This is a genomic window from Olsenella sp. An290, from assembly GCF_002159535.1.
GTDB lineage: Bacteria > Actinomycetota > Coriobacteriia > Coriobacteriales > Atopobiaceae > Thermophilibacter.
The window spans coordinates 243,588-258,468 of the sequence record NZ_NFIU01000001.1 but is presented as its reverse complement, the minus strand read 5'-3'; the positions used below and the strand labels follow the sequence as shown (position 1 = coordinate 258,468).

Here is a 14,881-nt window from a genome sequence, read left to right as displayed (position 1 = left end):
TTGTGAGAGGTGCTTACCGGGTTGACGCCGGAGGAGCTCTGGGCACACAATCTGGTGACTGAGAATGGAGGGCTCAATGCACCGCTCCCGCATCGTCACGCTTGCCCTTGCCGCCGCGCTGTCCCTCTCGCTTGCCGGGTGCCTTGGGCTGGGCGAGAAGGACGGCGGGCCGGACGACCCCGCGGGCGCAGTCCTTGGCCTGGCCGAGGACGCCACCGAGGTCGCGCGCACGCTCGGGGGCATCGACTGGGGCAAGACCGTCCGCGCCGTGGTGCGCGACGCCGCGACCGGCGAGGAGCTCGCCGAGGTCGCGGACCAGGCGCGGATCGAAGGGCTCTTCTCGCCCCTCTCGCAGGTGAGCGGCATGGCGCCCGCGCCGGACGCGCCGGAGGAGTACGTCGTGGAGGTCTGGGAGCCCGAGACCGTCAGGCTCGGGCAGTCCGCGGACGACGTGGGCGAGTACAAGGGCCTTGAGGTCGTCACCTACGAGGGCTCCGACGTGGTCACCCTCAGGGTGGTGCCCATCAGCCTCTCGGTCAACCTCGCGAGCGAGGGCGGCGTGGCCGACGCCGTCCGAGAGCTGGCGCGCTAGTCTCCCACCTTGCCCAGCAGCGCGCCGAGCCGCTTGTCAAACGTCACGACCTCGCGGCCGCACTCCTGCCGCTCCGCCGCCAGCACGCAGTCCACGAAGTCGAACGAGCTGCCGCTGTAGAGCCCGAGCGCCGCGGCGGCCACGTTCTTGCGCCGGCACGACACCTCCTCGAGCAGGATGCCCAGGCTCTCCGCGATGCGCGACCGGGGCACTCCGTAGACGCCCGAGAGCACGTACACACACTCGGCAAGCATTTCGATGGTGACTTCCGCACCCCGCGCTATGGCCGTCGCCGTCACCTCCGCCTGCTCCGGGTTGTCCTCCAACAGGTAGCGAAGCGCGGCGTTGGCATCAAGCAGGGCTTCCATGCTTCACCGCCATCGCCCGAGCAAAGGCCCCCTCCTCGAGGGCGAGCTTGTCCGCATCAGCGTACTCGGCGAGAAGACCGCGCGCCCGACGCTCCGCGCCTCCTGTGCGCGGCAGCGGCACGACGAGCGCCGCCGGACGTCCGTAGCGCTCGAGAACCGCGGCCTCGCCGTTCTTCTCGGCACGCTCCACGATGCTGCTGAGGTGGGCCTTTGCTTCAGCGATGCCCATGCGCACAGCCTGGTCAAGATCGACGCTCAGCGTTGTCATGACGCCTCCTTTCGTTAGGGAAAGTATAACCAAGATGTTGGTCATATATTCTCGAAAGGCAGCCTTTGCGGATACGTAACTCCTCCTACAGACGCGCCCTCTTCGGGGGTGCGAAGGACTACGCCGGCGCCTCGGGGGCCGCGATGTCAATCTGGCCCAAACCGAAGATTCGGTCGAGGTTGTACATGCCAATGGGGCCCTCCACCTCAACTCCTCCGAGAATGACCTCCCCATTGCGGGCGTCAAGCTGCGTCGAGAACACGGCCGGGTCGCAGCCCGAGGCAACATATCCGATGCCCGCGAGGACAAGGCCCGCGGCCACGAGCCCTCCCGCCACGGCAAGGTAGATCTTCTTCGCGCTGGTCATGATGTCCGCTCCTCCCTATGCCCCAAGGTGGGCCGCTGCGGCCCCATCGTTCTTCTCGCCCCGGCCCTTCCAGAAGGGCGAGACCGCCTTTCTTGCCCAGAGCGCCGAGAGGCGCCCGATCTGCTTGGAGACCGCCCAGGCGCCCGCGCCCACGAGAAGCGCCACGCCAAGAAGTGCGATGCCGCATCCCAGCGTCACGAGTGCGTACGGAATGAGGCCGACCTTGACGCCCACGGTCATGAGCGCGAGGTTTGTGACCCCCACGGCCCCGAAGCACGCGGCGATGACCCACACGCAGAGCGCCAGCACCCAGATGCAGACGTAGATCGTGACGGCCACGGCGGCAAAGGCGATCAGCAACGGCACCCACACGGGCGATCCCACGATGGTGAGCACCCACAGGAGCGCGGTGCTGCGCCGGCGCGTCCTTGCGATGGCGCGCGGCACGGCGGGCAGGTCGTCGAGCGTGGCCTCCGCCACCTCGCCGGGCGCGCCCATCGCGGCCACGGCCTCCTCCTCGCTCATGCCGTCCTCCATGCGGTCGGCGATGGCCTCCGCGTAGAACTGCTTGGTCTCCTCAACCTGGTCCGCCGGCAGGCAGGCGAGCAGTTCGCCCAGCCGGCCCAGGAACTCATCGCGCGTCATGATGCGCCCCCTCCACGTAACGGTAGATCTCCTGCACGGACGGCCATTCGGCCAGGAACTCCTCGATGCGCTCGCGGCCGTCGTCCGTGATGCGGTAGTACCGGCGCAGCCGCCCGTTGTGCTCGGCGGAGCGCGCCGTGATGCACCCGGCCTTCTCCAGGCGCTTGAGCAGCGGGTAGAGCGTGGACTCCGTGAGCCCCATGCCGGCGGGCACGTCCTTGACGATCTGGTAGCCATAGGACTCCTCGCCTGAGACGGCCGCGAGCACGCAGGCCTCCAGGAAGCCGCGCTTCATCTGGGCCTCCATCCGCACACCTCCCCTCGTCATATACTGTGTTACACACACTATATGACGCATAGTATCTGGCGTCAACGAGTTTTTTGGGGGAGCTTGCCGACCCATCCCGGGCTCACTCTCCAATCCCCTCCGGGCCGCCTGCGCCCCTTCCTCCCGGGTGTGTACGAAGTTGCAAATTAATACGGTACCTAGCAATCACGTTTCCTCAGGTCAGCGCGTTGCCGAGAAGAACATCAACTCTGCAACTTCGTACACACCCGGAGGGAGACGCCGCACACCCCGCCTCTCTGCGCCGTCAAACTGAGAATCATTTCGACGAATGTCGAACTGTACGACATCCATCGAACAGTCAGGGGTATACTCCACCGCAAGAGGCCCGCGAGCAAGAGGAGGCGAGATGGTCGGCGACGGGTTCAAGGCGCTCTCTGACCCCACGCGCCGCCGCATCCTCGAGCTTCTCGGCGAGCGGGACATGACGGCGGGAGAGATCGGCGAGCACTTCCCTCAGAACAAGGCGACGCTCTCGCACCACCTCGAAGTCCTGCGCGAGGCGGGACTCGTGGAGGCGGAGCGCCGGGGCAGGAACGTCCTCTACCGGCTGGACACCACCGTCCTGCAGGGCCTCATCTCATGGTTCCTCGGGCTCACGGAAACGGAGGCTTCGGATGAAGATTGAGCTTGGGCGTGGGGAGCGCGCCTTCTGGGTCGTCCTGTTCGCGGTGGTGGTCGTCCACCTGGCGGCGTACGCGCTGCTGGCCTACCCCGCCATGCCGGAGACGGTGCCCACGCACTGGGGCGCCGACGGCGCGGTCGACGGCTGGGGCGACAAGGCGGGCACGCTCGTCATGGCGGCCATGCCCCTCGTCGTCGCGCTCGTCATGCTCGCCGTTCCGCGCCTCGACCCCAAAGGGCGCAACTTCGAGCGCTTCCGCGGCGTCTACCTGGGCATGAGCGCCGCAATCACCCTCTTCATGGTTGCCGTCTCGTGGATGACGCCGCTCACCGCCTCTGGCCTCGTGCCCGAGGGAGGCTCGCTCGTCTCGACGGCGATCCTCTTCGCGCTCGGTGCCCTCATGATCGCGCTCGGCAACTACCTGCCGCGCGTCAAGCCCAACTACACCTTCGGCATCCGCACGCCCTGGACGCTCGCGAGCGAGGACAACTGGCGCCACACGCACCGCTTCGCCGGACCCGTCTTCGTGGTCGCGGGCGCGGCGATGCTCGTCGCCGCCCTGCTCTCGTCCGTGGCGCCCGAGGCGTCGTTCTGGGTTGGCATGGCGGCGGTCTTGGTCGCGACCCTCGTCGTGGGCGTCTACAGCTTCCTCGTCTGGCGGCGCGAGGGCCGCTAGGGAGAACGTCCGAGAGGAGGCTGCGATGGGCGAGAAGAACGAGCGGACGGAGCGGGTGTTCCCCGGCAGGACCGACCCGTGGTTCATAGCCGTCATGGCGGTGGTCGCGGGCGGCCTCTCCGTCGGGTGCGTCGTGTGCTTCGCGGGCGCGGGCCCCTCGTCCCCGTGGGGCTGGCTCGCGCTCCTGCCCGTCCCGGCCTTCGTCGCCCTGGCGGCCCTGCCCGTCCGCAGCAACCGCGTCGAGCTCTACGAAGACCGTCTCGTCGTCGTGTACGCCGGGACGCGCTCGGCGATCCCCTACGCCCACGTGAGGGGCGTCCGGCGCACCAGGACGTTCCTGGCGGGAACGGCCAACTCGCTCGACCGCGTCTACATCGAGGCGCCCTATGACGGCGACGCCATCGTCTCGGTGACCGACAACGACGCCCTCGTGGCAGAGCTCGAGCGCAGGTGCGGCCTTGGACCCGGCGCCTGATGCCCCGAAAGGAGGAGGAGAGGATGGACGTCCCGCATTGGCCCTACTGGAAGAAGAACTCCCTCGGCGGCACGCAGATCTGGTACACGGACCTGCCCGACTGCCCCTTCGACGCGCCCGACATGGGCGAGAAGGACGAGGAGGCCGTAGACGAGCTCAAGAGGCTGGCGGAGAGGTACGACTCCGACAGGAAGAGCCCTGAGCGCGATTCGCGCGGCTAGGATGTGGCCGACCCGTTGTAGCGCCTGATGGCGAGCAGGATGACCAGAGCTGGAAGCGCAATCCCCACGGCCCCGATAACCGCCTGCGCACCGCTGGCCGCATCCCCCACGAAGACGGCGAGATATGCCGACACGGCAAACGAGACCCCGACCACCAGAAGCGCCGGCCCGCACACAAGCGAGAGCCGCCGCTCGTCCTCCGACGTAAGGTTGCTCCGATGGATGGCCTTGAGCGGAGAGCACGTTCTTCTCGCAATCATCTTGATACCCGCGAGAAGCGACATGACGCTTGCAAGCGCAAGCACGACCCCGGAGATCACTGTCGGCCCCCTCCCTCGGGGCGCGCATTGTCTGCGTCGCCCCCGTCAGCCGTATCAGCAAGTCGCTTCAGGTTGGCAACTGCCCTGCCGACATCCTCATCCAGCGTGTCAAAACCGCCCTCGCTCTCTGGACGACGGCAGCTCGCTGAAAGTCTCGGTTTTGGCGGTCGGAACGAGACTTTGAACGAGTTTTGCTGCGCCAACTCACTCATAGTCTCGGATTCCGCGGCGAAAGCGAGACTTTGAGCGAGTTTTCAGCGCGGACCGCCACGTGCGGCGATCCGCTCGGGAAAGTATCTTGCCGGGCGAGAAGGGCGGGCCGCTCGGACGGCTCGCCCCTCCTGCAGCGCACGGTTGTTGCAGCTCTACGCAGCGTTCACGGGGATCTCCACGTCGCCCACGGTCACGCTCACGATGTCATCCGTGTCCACGATGTGGTCGTAGATCGTCGCCTTGGAGACGGTGGTCGTGCCGTCACTGCGCTTCGTCGAAGAACCGTTGGCGTCCGTGGCGTCGAACGTCGTCCCGTCTGCAAAGGTCACGATCACGGGGAGGCCCGTCACAGCAGCCTGCTCGGCCAGGGCCTCTTCGCTCACCTCGCCGGGAAGCGCGAGGTCGCGCGTCTGCCGGTCGATCGTGTAGTCCACCGTGACACCGAGGGAGGACACCGCCACGGCGTCGATCGTAACGTCCGAGCCCTGCCACGTTGTTGTCTGGCTCGCCGGCAGGTCAACGGTCGTGTCCACGTAGTTCATCTCAAACTTGAGATTCCAGTCACCGGCCGCCAGCGTCTTGAACTCCCCCTCATCGGTGAAGATCTCGAGCTTGCTCATCGAGAAGCGCGCTGTGCGGCCCACGATACCCGCGTCGTTCCACGTCTGCACCCCCATGACCTGCACGAGCTGCAGCGTGTTGTCACCGGGATCGGCATCGTAGAGCCGGACGAGACCGCCGCCGCTCATCGCGCCGTCCACACGCAGGAACGCGTCCCCCACGTACGTCAGCGTGCCGCCCTCGTGGAACTCGATCCCCTCGAGCGCGGCGGAATCCTCGAACTCAATCGAGTAGGCCACGGCGTAGTTGAACCGGTCGCCTGCCACGGCCTCGGCCGTCACGGTGACGCCGTTCGAGGTCGCGCTCGCACCGATCGGCCGGCCCACCTCGTTCAGGAGCTCGGTCTGGGCCGGCGCGCCGCCGAAGACGTCCGAGAGCACGTCGGCCGGGTTGGGCAGCACGCCCGCCGCCACGGCGACGGTGGCGCCCCCGCCCAACGCAAGCGCCAGGGCAAGCCCAGCGGCGACACGCGCCCAGCGGCTCGCACGGGGGCGAGCGGGGCGGCGCGCGGACACGGTCAGGACCTCGACAGGGGCTGCAGACTGCGCGTTCTTCTCGGCATTCTTTGCGGCTGCGGCCGCGCGCAGGCTCTCAGCCATGCGCACCTTTGCCTCGTCGGAAAAGTGCAGGCTGTCCATCGAGGCGGTGTAGGAATCAAGCGGGGAAGTCATCGTGGTCTCCCTTCAAGTCGTCTCTGAGGCTCGCGCGGGCGCGGCTCAGGCGCTGGCGCACGGCGGCGTCCGTGGCGCCGACGATCCGCGCGACCTCGCGCGTGGGGTAGCCCTCGTAGTAGTGCAGGTAGACCGCCTCGCGCTGCGGGAGCGGGAGCGCCATCACGGCGGCGAGCACGCGGTCGTCGCGCCGCCGGAGCGCGTCCTCATCCGGTGCCTCCGCCGCTGCGGGCTCCGGCACGGCGGCGAGGTCCGCCTCGGGATGCGAGCCGTAGTCCCGCAGCAGGTTCTTGCAGGCGTTTATCGCCACGCGGACGACCCACGCGCGCTCGTGCCCGGGGTCGCGGAACGGCTCCTCGCGCAGGAGCAGCTTCACGAGCGTGTCCTGGCAGACGTCCTCGGCGTCAGCCGTTGAGCGCAGGTAGGTGTAGCACACGCGCAGGACCAGGTCGGCGTAGTCGCGCACGAGCCGCTCAGGGTCCCGGTCCAGCGCGTCTCGGGGGATCTGCATCGGGAGCGCCTCCTCTCGCGTCCGTCGAATGTACCGTCCGGGGCCCGGCCGCCGCCCCGTCACCTAGTACACACGGCCGCGCGCCAAACGTGACAGCCGGATTTTGGATTACCCCTCCGGGTGTGTACGAGATTGAGTTTCTGATACACGGTCCTTCTCAGCGTTTCCACAGGTCAACACGTCGGCGAGAAGAACGTCAACTCTACAACTTCGTACACACCCGGAGAGGCCGCAACGAGGCCACCGCCGCCAGTTCCGATACCGGCAAATTATCCGTCGAAGAAGTGGGCTTGAAGTAGGCTTAATCTGCCGATATCGGAGAGAGATCGTGGCGTTTCCGCGTCCGCCGAGGTCTTGCGGTCTAGCCTAAAGCCGCAGCCCCTGGTCGCCAGCTTCTTGCGAATCTACGGTTGGAAAAGTTGATATCCAATACCAAAAAGAAGAACTAATGTTCCTATTTGTGTTATACTGACTACAGGGCACGAGAGAGACAAGAGCGGCGCGGAGGCCCCCAATGGTACGCGCCGGCGGGTGACCAGGGGTAGTAGGGACTGGTCACACTTGTTGGTCTCGGGTGGGTTGGTACGCCCATCTTCCGGCACCCCAAGAGTCCGGAACTCACAGTCTGCACAGGTTAGTTTGCCGTGAGTGAGACGGGGGTTCAGCTATGGCCGAGAAAACCATCGAGCAGTTTGACGAGAAGAACGAGTGGCTACCGGAAATGAGGCGGCGCTGGTAGGGAATTAACTTCGAGAAGGTTGAATATGTGCCGCAAAAGTAGCCTAATAGGATACAATTGGAACATGAGTAGACAGAGACAGACGCCGTTCATCGATTCACTTTCCGCATCTGAAGGCGTCTTTACAACTGCCCAAGCGGCGCGCGTCGGCATATCTCGCAGCGCCCTCGCAAAGGCGTGCAACGCCGGAAAGCTCGTAAGGCTGGCTCACGGAGCATACCGTTCGGCGGCGGTGACCTCCTCCCCTGCAGACGAGATTGCTGCCGCATGGAAGCTGACTTCTCCCGAGAAGATGCTTCACGAACGGATGGCGTATGACGCGTGGGATGGCATCGTTGTTGGCGGAACTACGGCGGCGTCCCTTATTGGCATCGGCGACTTCTTCCTAACGCCTATCTGTATGTATGCTCCCAGACGGCTCAAAACCAGAAACCCTGATGTGCGCATCTCTGTCCGGCAGATTTCTCGGGAAGACGTCGATTTTGGGTGCGGGTTTGCCGCAACAAAGCCAGAGCGCACCATCATTGACCTTGTGCTCGACGATGAAGAGCTCTCCCTTGTGCGAGATGCTTACCATGACGCTCAAGAGAAGGGCCTTGACCTTAAGAGGCTGCGCGCCATCGTAGAAGGGCTCACGCCTGGAAGAGCTCGCAAAGTGCGTCGAGCATTCGAGGAGTGCAACCTCCATGACATATAAGACTTCAGATGATCTTGATAAGGCAATTAAGGCTGCAGCAAAGGCATCGCCGATGGATACCGGCAGAGCTTATGCGGGATTCTTCTTTCATCGGTTCCTCTGTCGAGTTTTTAGTGACCCTGGCTCTCACTTTCTGCTCAAAGGAGGTCTGAGCGTGCTCGCGCGTACGACTGACGCTCGTGCGACGCGTGACATAGACCTCCTATCGACTGGCAACAATCTCGAGGAAGCCGTTGATGATCTGAAGCACCTGGCTGCCCTTAATCTGGAGGACTTCGTCACGTTCTCATTTGCCGGAATGAGTCTCATCAAGGCGGAGGACGAGTATCGCTCTGGCATGAACGTGAGATTCCACGTCCGGTTGGGAAACAAGAGTCTTCAGGATATTTCTATTGACCTTGTGATTGACACCATCCCCCAAGAGGATTTCGACACCGTTACTCCAGCCGACCGAATTGCTGTGCGAGACCTTCCAATATGCTCCTACCGCGTATGTACCGCGGAGAGCTCTCTCGCCGATAAGTTCTGCGGCATCATGGAGCGACACTGTGGTAGGCCCTCTTCGAGACAGAAGGATTTGGCTGATGTTGTGGTATACGCCCGAAGCAGCACGATTGACGGCACGAAGCTATCTCGGCGTATAAAGCTGGAATGCCTTGCAAGAAGAATGCCCTTGCCCGATCATTTTGAGATTCCTGCGGAGTGGTCTGGCATGGGAGGAACCAGATTCAAGAAGTTGTGCATGAGTGTTCCCCTTGCCTCTGACATTGAGGACATCGCTGCTGCCGCCACGCTCGCCACTGCCCTGTTCGACCCGGTGCTCGACGGCTCTGCCGACGGTAAAGTATGGAATCCTTCACTAGAAAGCTGGAGATAGGCCCCATCCTCACAAGAGAGCGAGAAAGCCGGAGTCGCGCAACAGCCCGTTTCTTGTGCGGCGTCGCCCGCCCGGTGACAATTGCCCTACCGAGAGACCCGAGCAAGGAGGGACCCTATGCCCATGAAGGACACCATCGCCGCCATCCGCAAAGAGGCGGACCTCACGCAGGAGGAGATGGCACACAGGCTCTACGTGACGCGGCAGGCCGTGAGCCGCTGGGAGGCGGGCGAGACAACCCCCGGGATCGACATGGTGAAGCTCATCTGCGTCACCTTTGGCGTGCCGCTCGAGCGCTTCTTCGACATGCCCATGAGCTACTACTGCCAGTGCTGCAGCATGCCCATCCCCGACGAGGAGCTGCACGGCACCGAGGCGGACGGCTCCCGGAACGCGGACTTCTGCAAGTACTGCTACGACCACGGCGACTTCACCGCCAAGGGCATGACGATGGACGAGTTCATCGAGGCCACGGCCCCCATGGAGGCCAAGGCCCTCGGCGTCTCCCTCGACGAGGCGGTCTCCCTCATGGCCACGCTGCTGCCGCATCTCAAGCGCTGGCGCGAGGTAGGGGAGAACGAGGAGGCCTACGGCACGGAGGTCCGCGCGGCCTACGGCAACGAGGCGGCAGACGCCGCCAACGAGAAGTACGTGGCAATGGGCGAGGCGGCGCACCTGCAGGCCGACGAGCTCGAGCTCGCTATCAAGGAGCAGCTGCGCCGCGCGATGGAGGCGGGCAATCCGGCAGGCCCGGAGGCGCGCAAGCTCGTGGCGATGCACGGCCACTGGCTGCGCATGTACTGGCCGGAGGGCACCTACACTCCTGAGGCCCACAAGGGCCTGGCCGACGGCTACGTCTCCGACGAGCGGTTCCGCACCTACTACGAGAAGGCGGCGCCGGGCGCCACGCAGTTCCTGCGCGACGCGGTCCACGCGTGCGCGTGACGCGGCGCCTGCGCGCTGCCCCCCCTGCGGGCGCGCCCGTCTTTTGAGGGTATGTACACCCTCCTTCCGGGTATGTACACCCCGCCGGATGGTTCTTCTCGCAAAACCGCAGGTCAGTGCCTTGTGCGAGAAGAACGACCAGATTGGGAAGTGTACATACCCTTACGAGGAGGTGTACATACCCGAGATGCCGGCGGACGACCTGCACGCCATGGGCGGCTCCGTGCGTCAAGTTCTGCGAAGTCATTCGATGCCGTGTTGGCACCGCCGCCTGCGTAGCTGTTGCATGGAAGCGGCTTGGCATGCCGCAGTCCATAAAGGGCGCTCTTGCTACGCCACTGCTGGCTCGCGCCGCGCATCGAGCGCGAGGTGCAGCCGGTTCATCACAGCGCGGGCGATGGGCTGCGCCACGAGCGCCTCGACGGCAAACGACACGGCGAAGTTGCGCGGCCAGCGGAAGAAGAAGTGCTCGACGGGCTCCATCGAGACCTGGCCGGAGGCGATCCAGGGCGCCACGACGGTGAGGATGACCGACATCATGCACACCGTGGCCAGGATGTTCACGAGGATGTGCGCATTGTAGGAGTCATCCTTCTCAAGGAAGCGCGCCGTCACCCATTCCGCCGGGTAGTAGGTGATGAGTACGCATGCGATGACGGCGAGCCAGATGAGGGGCATGACGCGCAGGGCGGCCACCCACGTGTCCAGCGAGAAGCCCATCTCAAAGCAGGTGATGACGGGCGCGATGATGTTGACCGAAATCACTGAGATAACAGCCATGAAGAGGCAGAACTCGCGCTTGCCACGGGGAAGGCGCATGTAATACTGCAAAACCGGACTCCTTTCGACGCGCGCGCAAAAAAAGCGCGAGGCACCTGCATGCCCCGCGCTGAACCGTTATACGCGCTTGATTGATAAGAGCATTATTCCATGCCGCCGGGGGCGGGTCACAAAAACGTCACGACTTTGGGAATGACGCCGTCACTTGGTCCACTGGGATGCTCACACCTTGAGCGACTGCAGGTACGCCTTCCGCTCCGGGGTGATGCGGCGGCTCTCGCGCGCCTTCTGGAGCGCCTTGTTGTGCGTCCAAGCGTCGAGGGCACAGGGCCGCCGCTCAAAGAGAGGCATCGTCGCCGCAGGCTGCTTGATCAGGGCAAACGAGAAGTACCAGGCACGCGCCATGTTGACGTAGTACTCGGGACGGCCGATGGCGGCCACGAGCTCGAGGTGCTCGGGCTCGAACGCGTCGTCCAGGAAGAGCGCCATGAGCTGGACCACTCCAAAGCGCACCACGTACTCCGGCTCCGCGGCGATCCAGCTGCGGATGCGCTCGAGCACTGCCGACAGGTCGCGCTTGAAGGCGGGAACGCGAATGAGATCGCAGGTCGCCCAGTTGTCGACGTGCGGCAGGAACGCGTCGAGCAGTCCGAACGCCTCTGCGGGCGTCTTGGCGACGCGGCCAATGAGCTCGCCATGCAGGTTGTTCTCGTCGTAGGTCTCATGGGGAAGCGCGGCGAGAAAGACACGCGCGTCGGCAGAGCGTTCGCGGACGAGCTGCCGGGCGTAGGCGCGCAGCGCCGGTGTGCGCACGCCAAGGATGCGCGCGGGGTCAACGGTCGGCACGAGCTTCGCCTGGAAGTCGCGGTACGTGGGGTCGGCGAGCGCCTCGAGCTCGTGCCGAATGCGGTCGGTCACGTGGTTCATGGGCTCCTCCCCTCGCCTGGTTCGTCGAAGCCGTTAACGGCATTATGCCTCAGGCAGACCTGCTTGAGCTGTCTCCATTCGCTAGCAGCCGCCACCCTCGGCATACCGCTCGACCAGCACCGCCAGGCTGGGAATGAGGTCCTTGACCTGGGCGTGGCGCGACGTGTTGACGCACAGGTCGTAGTGCTCCTTCCTCCCCAGGAGCTGGCTGGTGTAGAACTGGTAGTACCGCGCGCCTCTTGTCCACGGACACGATCTTCCTGCGCAGCTCGGGAACCGTGAGCCCCTCCGCGTCGTCGCCCTTCTCCTGGCAGCGGGCGATCTTGTGCTCCATGTCCGCGTAGACGAACAGACGCACCGGGCTCAGGTCGCGCAGCACGTAGTCCGCGCACCTCCCCACGATCACGCAGTCGGACGCCTCCGCGACCTCCTGTATGACCCGGCTTTCCTGCAGGTAGAAGTTCAGGTTCTCCGTGACGGCCCGGTTCGTTGGCAGACCAAACGTGCGCGCGGTCGTGATGGGAAGCAGCGGCAGCGGGCGCTGCTCCTCCATGTAGCGGACGTATTCCTCGGCGACCTTTGAGCGCCGCATGAGGGCGGCAACGATCTCTTGGTCGTAGTACGCGACCCCCATCGCCTCCGCCAGGCGCCGGCCGACCTCGCGGCCTCCGCTCCCGAACTCCCGGCTGATGGTAACGATTCTATTCATGAGACACCTCCTGAGCTGTTGTGCCCTAGACGGAAAGCAGCGACGTCGCGCCGTAGTAGACCAGCAGGGCTCCCACCAGGCTCACCACCACCGGGACGATGTAGGACGGCACCTTCTCCAGCACGCTCTCCAGCTTGATGATGGCCGTCGTCCCCTGCAGGCGGTTGTAGCCAAAGTAGAGCAGGATGAGGGGCAGCACGTACATGAAGTTGTAGACCCCAATGAGCAGCATCGCCGCCGGGAACACCGGGTCGTAGCTCGTCAGGAGCGTCAGGAAGCCGAAGTACGGGAAGGCACTCGTCAGCCCCACCATGCAAAACGCCGCCCCCATAATGAAGAGCGACACGGGCGAGAGCTGGGCGGGAGCCTTTGCCTCGCCGGCCTCCTCGCACCCGGCCTCGCCCTTCTCGGCGTTGCTGCGCCTTGTCGCAAGAACGAGCCGCAGCCCGGCAACCAGCAGGGCCACGCCGCCCACCGCCGCCGCGCCATACACCTGCAGCGGGTAGGAGCCAGCGATCTGCGCGAGCAGCTTAGACGCCCACGTGGCGATCCCGTAGTAGATGGCCAGGCCCATCAGCAGGTTTGCCGTCCCAATGCCAAGGATGAAGAACCAGATGTGGCGTTTTCTCTTCACCATGGCCTGGAGCAGCATCTGCTGCGCGATGGCGGACGGGTTCAGGCTGTCAAAGAAGCTTGCGGTCAGGGTGGTGCCAAGTAAGAGCAGCATGTTCTTCCTCCTTACACAAAAAAAGTAGGCCCGCGTTTGTGTAACGCAGGCCTACTACACAATGGATAAACCCCGGCGGGCTACTGATGTGGTCTTTGATTGCTGTTGTGCTTGATGCGCTCCAAAAGGAAATCGGGCGCTTGCTGTCTTGCCGGGGTTTCTAGCACAGCCGATTCCGTTTGGGCCGTCTTTTTTGAGCCCTCGCGTCGAGCGGCCGTTGACCCCGCGTGCAAAACGTCAACCAGCGCTCCTTTGATTCCACTCCCGCTCGACCGCATACTGGAGACGGCAGCCGGCCGCCGCCCGTCCGTCTCGTCGAGAGGAACATCATGAGCGAAATCATCAACATCGGGCGCACCATCGCGCGGGAGCGCCGTCGCAAGGGCGTCACGCAGGAGGCGCTGGCCGCCCACCTGGGCGTCTCGAAGGCCGCCGTGAGCAAGTGGGAGCTCTGCCAGAGCCTTCCGGACGTGAGCCTCCTGCCGCGCATCGCCGCGTACTTCTCGCTTTCTTTGGACGAGCTCTTTGACTGGCGCGACGAGCTCACCCAAGAGGAGTCCGCCGCGCTCTACGCCGAGGTTTATGCGCTGGGCGAGAAGGACCTCGCCGCCGCGCACGACCGGCTGCACGAACTTGCCGCCGAGCACTACTCGGACGTGAACCTCCTCCTCATGCTGGCGTCGCTCCTCACGGTGTGGGCGGCCGGCATGGTCACGCCGTTCACGCCGGCAGGCGAGAAGGACGGTGCGGCGGACGCCCTGCCGGACGCCAGCGCGCTCACGGACGAGGCGCTCGCCCTGCTCGACCGCGTGCTCGAGGTGGCAACGGACCCCGCGACCCTCTACCTCGCACAGCAGCAGAAGGCCACGACGCTCTTTCAGGCAGAGCGGCACGAGGAGGCTGCTGCGCTCCTGGAGCCGCTCGTGCGCCGCCAGGACGCGGGCGCCCCGACGATGCTCCTTGCCTCGGCCTACCGCAAGCTCGGGCGAGATGACGATGCGCTCGACCTCCTGCAGGCGGAGCGCCTGCGCGCGGCGAACTTCGTGCTCTCGTCGCTCGTGCAGGAGGTGGGCATGCGGGATGACGCTGCCTTCGCACGGGCGGCAGGCGACGCCGCCGAGGCGGTCTTTGCGGCGCTCGGCATGGGCGCGGTGAACCCGTTCTTCTCGGCCACGATTGCCTTTGAGGTGGCAGAGACCCTGCGTCGCGCGGGCGAGAAGGACGAGGCACTCGCTGCGCTTGCGCGGGCGGTCGACGCCGTGGCGGCCGGCCCGACGGGCACGGACCCGTCCGACTCCCCGCTCTGGGACCGTATGGCCGTGCGCCTCGACCCCGCCCGAGCCGGCGAGGCCTGGGCCGAGCACAAGGTGCGGCAGCTGGACGACCTGCGCCGCACCCTGCGCCAGCAGACTGCCGAGCGGGTGACCTCCCCCGAATGGCGCGACCTCGCCGGAGACGACCCCCGCTACCAGGAGATCGCCGAGGCGGTGGAGCACCTTTCACGCAAAAAGGCGCCTCGCTAAGCTCATGCCGATCTCAACTCCTCGCGACCAGCAACAGG

21 protein-coding genes are annotated in these 14,881 nt (G+C 65.1%); 9 read left to right on the top strand and 12 right to left on the bottom strand.

Features of this window, described 5'->3' with window-relative positions; all coding sequences use genetic code 11:
* Positions 1-76: 76 nt before the first annotated feature.
* Positions 77-592, top strand: coding sequence for a hypothetical protein (locus B5F84_RS01230; protein ID WP_087319862.1), 516 nt, complete (start codon positions 77-79; stop codon positions 590-592).
* Here the strand turns inward: B5F84_RS01230 and B5F84_RS01225 are convergent.
* The 5 genes from B5F84_RS01225 to B5F84_RS01205 all read right to left on the bottom strand — a co-directional run bounded on the left by B5F84_RS01225 (position 589) and on the right by B5F84_RS01205 (position 2,547).
* Positions 589-960 carry a PIN domain-containing protein gene (locus B5F84_RS01225; protein ID WP_087319860.1) on the bottom strand — a complete coding sequence of 124 codons (372 nt, stop codon included), beginning with the start codon at positions 958-960 and terminating at the stop codon, positions 589-591. The genes B5F84_RS01230 and B5F84_RS01225 overlap by 4 nt on opposite strands.
* Entirely contained in the window at positions 944-1,228 is a 285-nt protein-coding gene (locus B5F84_RS09535; protein ID WP_158094451.1) for a type II toxin-antitoxin system Phd/YefM family antitoxin, read from the bottom strand. Before B5F84_RS09535 ends, B5F84_RS01225 begins: the two co-directional genes overlap by 17 nt.
* Before the next feature lie 118 nt (positions 1,229-1,346).
* Positions 1,347-1,595, bottom strand: a complete 249-nt coding sequence (locus B5F84_RS01215; RefSeq protein ID WP_087319857.1) for a hypothetical protein — start codon at positions 1,593-1,595, stop codon at positions 1,347-1,349.
* A gap of 15 nt (positions 1,596-1,610) precedes the next feature.
* On the bottom strand, positions 1,611-2,240 hold the full coding sequence (locus tag B5F84_RS01210) for a DUF1700 domain-containing protein (protein ID WP_087319855.1): 630 nt from the start codon (positions 2,238-2,240) through the stop codon (positions 1,611-1,613).
* Positions 2,227-2,547 carry a PadR family transcriptional regulator gene (locus B5F84_RS01205; RefSeq protein WP_204205466.1) on the bottom strand — a complete coding sequence of 107 codons (321 nt, stop codon included), beginning with the start codon at positions 2,545-2,547 and terminating at the stop codon, positions 2,227-2,229. The genes B5F84_RS01210 and B5F84_RS01205 overlap by 14 nt, the downstream gene beginning before the upstream one ends.
* A 388-nt stretch (positions 2,548-2,935) precedes the next feature.
* Between B5F84_RS01205 and B5F84_RS01200 the strand changes: the two genes are divergently transcribed.
* From B5F84_RS01200 to B5F84_RS01185, 4 genes are read left to right on the top strand one after another with little or no spacing between them, the layout of a single operon-like run.
* On the top strand, positions 2,936-3,214 hold the full coding sequence (locus B5F84_RS01200) for an autorepressor SdpR family transcription factor (RefSeq protein WP_087319853.1): 279 nt from the start codon (positions 2,936-2,938) through the stop codon (positions 3,212-3,214).
* Positions 3,204-3,887, top strand: a complete 684-nt coding sequence (locus B5F84_RS01195; RefSeq protein ID WP_087319850.1) for an SdpI family protein — start codon at positions 3,204-3,206, stop codon at positions 3,885-3,887. The genes B5F84_RS01200 and B5F84_RS01195 overlap by 11 nt, the downstream gene beginning before the upstream one ends.
* A gap of 25 nt (positions 3,888-3,912) precedes the next feature.
* Entirely contained in the window at positions 3,913-4,362 is a 450-nt protein-coding gene (locus B5F84_RS01190; protein WP_087319848.1) for a PH domain-containing protein, read from the top strand.
* 23 nt (positions 4,363-4,385) lie between these two features.
* Positions 4,386-4,583: a hypothetical protein gene (locus tag B5F84_RS01185; protein WP_087319846.1), complete on the top strand. Its 198-nt coding sequence runs from the start codon at positions 4,386-4,388 to the stop codon at positions 4,581-4,583.
* Here B5F84_RS01185 and B5F84_RS01180 read toward each other — a convergent pair.
* From B5F84_RS01180 to B5F84_RS01170, 3 genes are all read right to left on the bottom strand, one after another.
* A complete protein-coding gene (locus tag B5F84_RS01180) occupies positions 4,580-4,903 on the bottom strand; it encodes a hypothetical protein (protein ID WP_087319844.1) in 324 nt (107 codons plus the stop codon). The two genes, B5F84_RS01185 and B5F84_RS01180, sit on opposite strands and share 4 nt — an antisense overlap.
* A gap of 365 nt (positions 4,904-5,268) precedes the next feature.
* A complete protein-coding gene (locus B5F84_RS01175; protein ID WP_087319843.1) occupies positions 5,269-6,408 on the bottom strand; it encodes a DUF4179 domain-containing protein in 1,140 nt (379 codons plus the stop codon).
* The gene (locus B5F84_RS01170) at positions 6,392-6,919 is read right to left on the bottom strand and encodes a sigma-70 family RNA polymerase sigma factor (protein WP_087319841.1); all 528 of its coding nucleotides are present in this window, start codon (positions 6,917-6,919) and stop codon (positions 6,392-6,394) included. The genes B5F84_RS01175 and B5F84_RS01170 overlap by 17 nt, the downstream gene beginning before the upstream one ends.
* Positions 6,920-7,722: 803 nt before the next feature.
* Between B5F84_RS01170 and B5F84_RS01165 the strand changes: the two genes are divergently transcribed.
* From B5F84_RS01165 to B5F84_RS01155, 3 genes are all read left to right on the top strand, one after another.
* On the top strand, positions 7,723-8,355 hold the full coding sequence (locus B5F84_RS01165; RefSeq protein WP_204205465.1) for a type IV toxin-antitoxin system AbiEi family antitoxin domain-containing protein: 633 nt from the start codon (positions 7,723-7,725) through the stop codon (positions 8,353-8,355).
* Positions 8,345-9,232, top strand: coding sequence for a nucleotidyl transferase AbiEii/AbiGii toxin family protein (locus B5F84_RS01160; RefSeq protein WP_087319840.1), 888 nt, complete (start codon positions 8,345-8,347; stop codon positions 9,230-9,232). The genes B5F84_RS01165 and B5F84_RS01160 overlap by 11 nt, the downstream gene beginning before the upstream one ends.
* 117 nt (positions 9,233-9,349) lie before the next feature.
* Entirely contained in the window at positions 9,350-10,177 is an 828-nt protein-coding gene (locus B5F84_RS01155) for a TipAS antibiotic-recognition domain-containing protein (protein ID WP_087319838.1), read from the top strand.
* 330 nt (positions 10,178-10,507) lie between these two features.
* Here the strand turns inward: B5F84_RS01155 and B5F84_RS01150 are convergent, their stop codons facing one another.
* From B5F84_RS01150 to B5F84_RS01135, 4 genes are all read right to left on the bottom strand, one after another.
* On the bottom strand, positions 10,508-11,008 hold the full coding sequence (locus B5F84_RS01150; RefSeq protein ID WP_087319836.1) for a hypothetical protein: 501 nt from the start codon (positions 11,006-11,008) through the stop codon (positions 10,508-10,510).
* A 171-nt stretch (positions 11,009-11,179) separates the two neighbouring features.
* On the bottom strand, positions 11,180-11,884 hold the full coding sequence (locus tag B5F84_RS01145) for a DNA alkylation repair protein (protein WP_087319834.1): 705 nt from the start codon (positions 11,882-11,884) through the stop codon (positions 11,180-11,182).
* 49 nt (positions 11,885-11,933) lie between these two features.
* Positions 11,934-12,593, bottom strand: a complete 660-nt coding sequence (locus B5F84_RS01140; protein WP_204205464.1) for a cytidylate kinase-like family protein — start codon at positions 12,591-12,593, stop codon at positions 11,934-11,936.
* 25 nt (positions 12,594-12,618) lie between these two features.
* The gene (locus tag B5F84_RS01135) at positions 12,619-13,320 is read right to left on the bottom strand and encodes a hypothetical protein (protein WP_087319832.1); all 702 of its coding nucleotides are present in this window, start codon (positions 13,318-13,320) and stop codon (positions 12,619-12,621) included.
* A 329-nt stretch (positions 13,321-13,649) separates the two neighbouring features.
* Between B5F84_RS01135 and B5F84_RS01130 the strand changes: the two genes are divergently transcribed.
* Entirely contained in the window at positions 13,650-14,843 is a 1,194-nt protein-coding gene (locus B5F84_RS01130) for a helix-turn-helix transcriptional regulator (protein WP_087319830.1), read from the top strand.
* Positions 14,844-14,881: the final 38 nt, after the last annotated feature.

Bases quoted from the DNA above. Each gene is read 5' to 3' on its own strand.
- B5F84_RS01155 (WP_087319838.1), top strand. From the start codon at position 9,350: ATGCCCATGAAGGACACCATCGCCGCCATCCGCAAAGAGGCGGACCTC.
- B5F84_RS01190 (WP_087319848.1), top strand. From the start codon at position 3,913: ATGGGCGAGAAGAACGAGCGGACGGAGCGGGTGTTCCCCGGCAGGACC.
- B5F84_RS01225 (WP_087319860.1), bottom strand. From the start codon at position 960: ATGGAAGCCCTGCTTGATGCCAACGCCGCGCTTCGCTACCTGTTGGAG.
- B5F84_RS01200 (WP_087319853.1), top strand. From the start codon at position 2,936: ATGGTCGGCGACGGGTTCAAGGCGCTCTCTGACCCCACGCGCCGCCGC.
- B5F84_RS01145 (WP_087319834.1), bottom strand. From the start codon at position 11,884: ATGAACCACGTGACCGACCGCATTCGGCACGAGCTCGAGGCGCTCGCC.
- B5F84_RS01160 (WP_087319840.1), top strand. From the start codon at position 8,345: ATGACATATAAGACTTCAGATGATCTTGATAAGGCAATTAAGGCTGCA.
- B5F84_RS01230 (WP_087319862.1), top strand. From the start codon at position 77: ATGCACCGCTCCCGCATCGTCACGCTTGCCCTTGCCGCCGCGCTGTCC.
- B5F84_RS01175 (WP_087319843.1), bottom strand. From the start codon at position 6,408: ATGACTTCCCCGCTTGATTCCTACACCGCCTCGATGGACAGCCTGCAC.
- B5F84_RS01185 (WP_087319846.1), top strand. From the start codon at position 4,386: ATGGACGTCCCGCATTGGCCCTACTGGAAGAAGAACTCCCTCGGCGGC.
- B5F84_RS01140 (WP_204205464.1), bottom strand. From the start codon at position 12,593: ATGAATAGAATCGTTACCATCAGCCGGGAGTTCGGGAGCGGAGGCCGC.
- B5F84_RS01210 (WP_087319855.1), bottom strand. From the start codon at position 2,240: ATGACGCGCGATGAGTTCCTGGGCCGGCTGGGCGAACTGCTCGCCTGC.
- B5F84_RS09535 (WP_158094451.1), bottom strand. From the start codon at position 1,228: ATGACAACGCTGAGCGTCGATCTTGACCAGGCTGTGCGCATGGGCATC.
- B5F84_RS01130 (WP_087319830.1), top strand. From the start codon at position 13,650: ATGAGCGAAATCATCAACATCGGGCGCACCATCGCGCGGGAGCGCCGT.
- B5F84_RS01215 (WP_087319857.1), bottom strand. From the start codon at position 1,595: ATGACCAGCGCGAAGAAGATCTACCTTGCCGTGGCGGGAGGGCTCGTG.
- B5F84_RS01205 (WP_204205466.1), bottom strand. From the start codon at position 2,547: ATGGAGGCCCAGATGAAGCGCGGCTTCCTGGAGGCCTGCGTGCTCGCG.
- B5F84_RS01195 (WP_087319850.1), top strand. From the start codon at position 3,204: ATGAAGATTGAGCTTGGGCGTGGGGAGCGCGCCTTCTGGGTCGTCCTG.
- B5F84_RS01165 (WP_204205465.1), top strand. From the start codon at position 7,723: ATGAGTAGACAGAGACAGACGCCGTTCATCGATTCACTTTCCGCATCT.
- B5F84_RS01170 (WP_087319841.1), bottom strand. From the start codon at position 6,919: ATGCAGATCCCCCGAGACGCGCTGGACCGGGACCCTGAGCGGCTCGTG.
- B5F84_RS01135 (WP_087319832.1), bottom strand. From the start codon at position 13,320: ATGCTGCTCTTACTTGGCACCACCCTGACCGCAAGCTTCTTTGACAGC.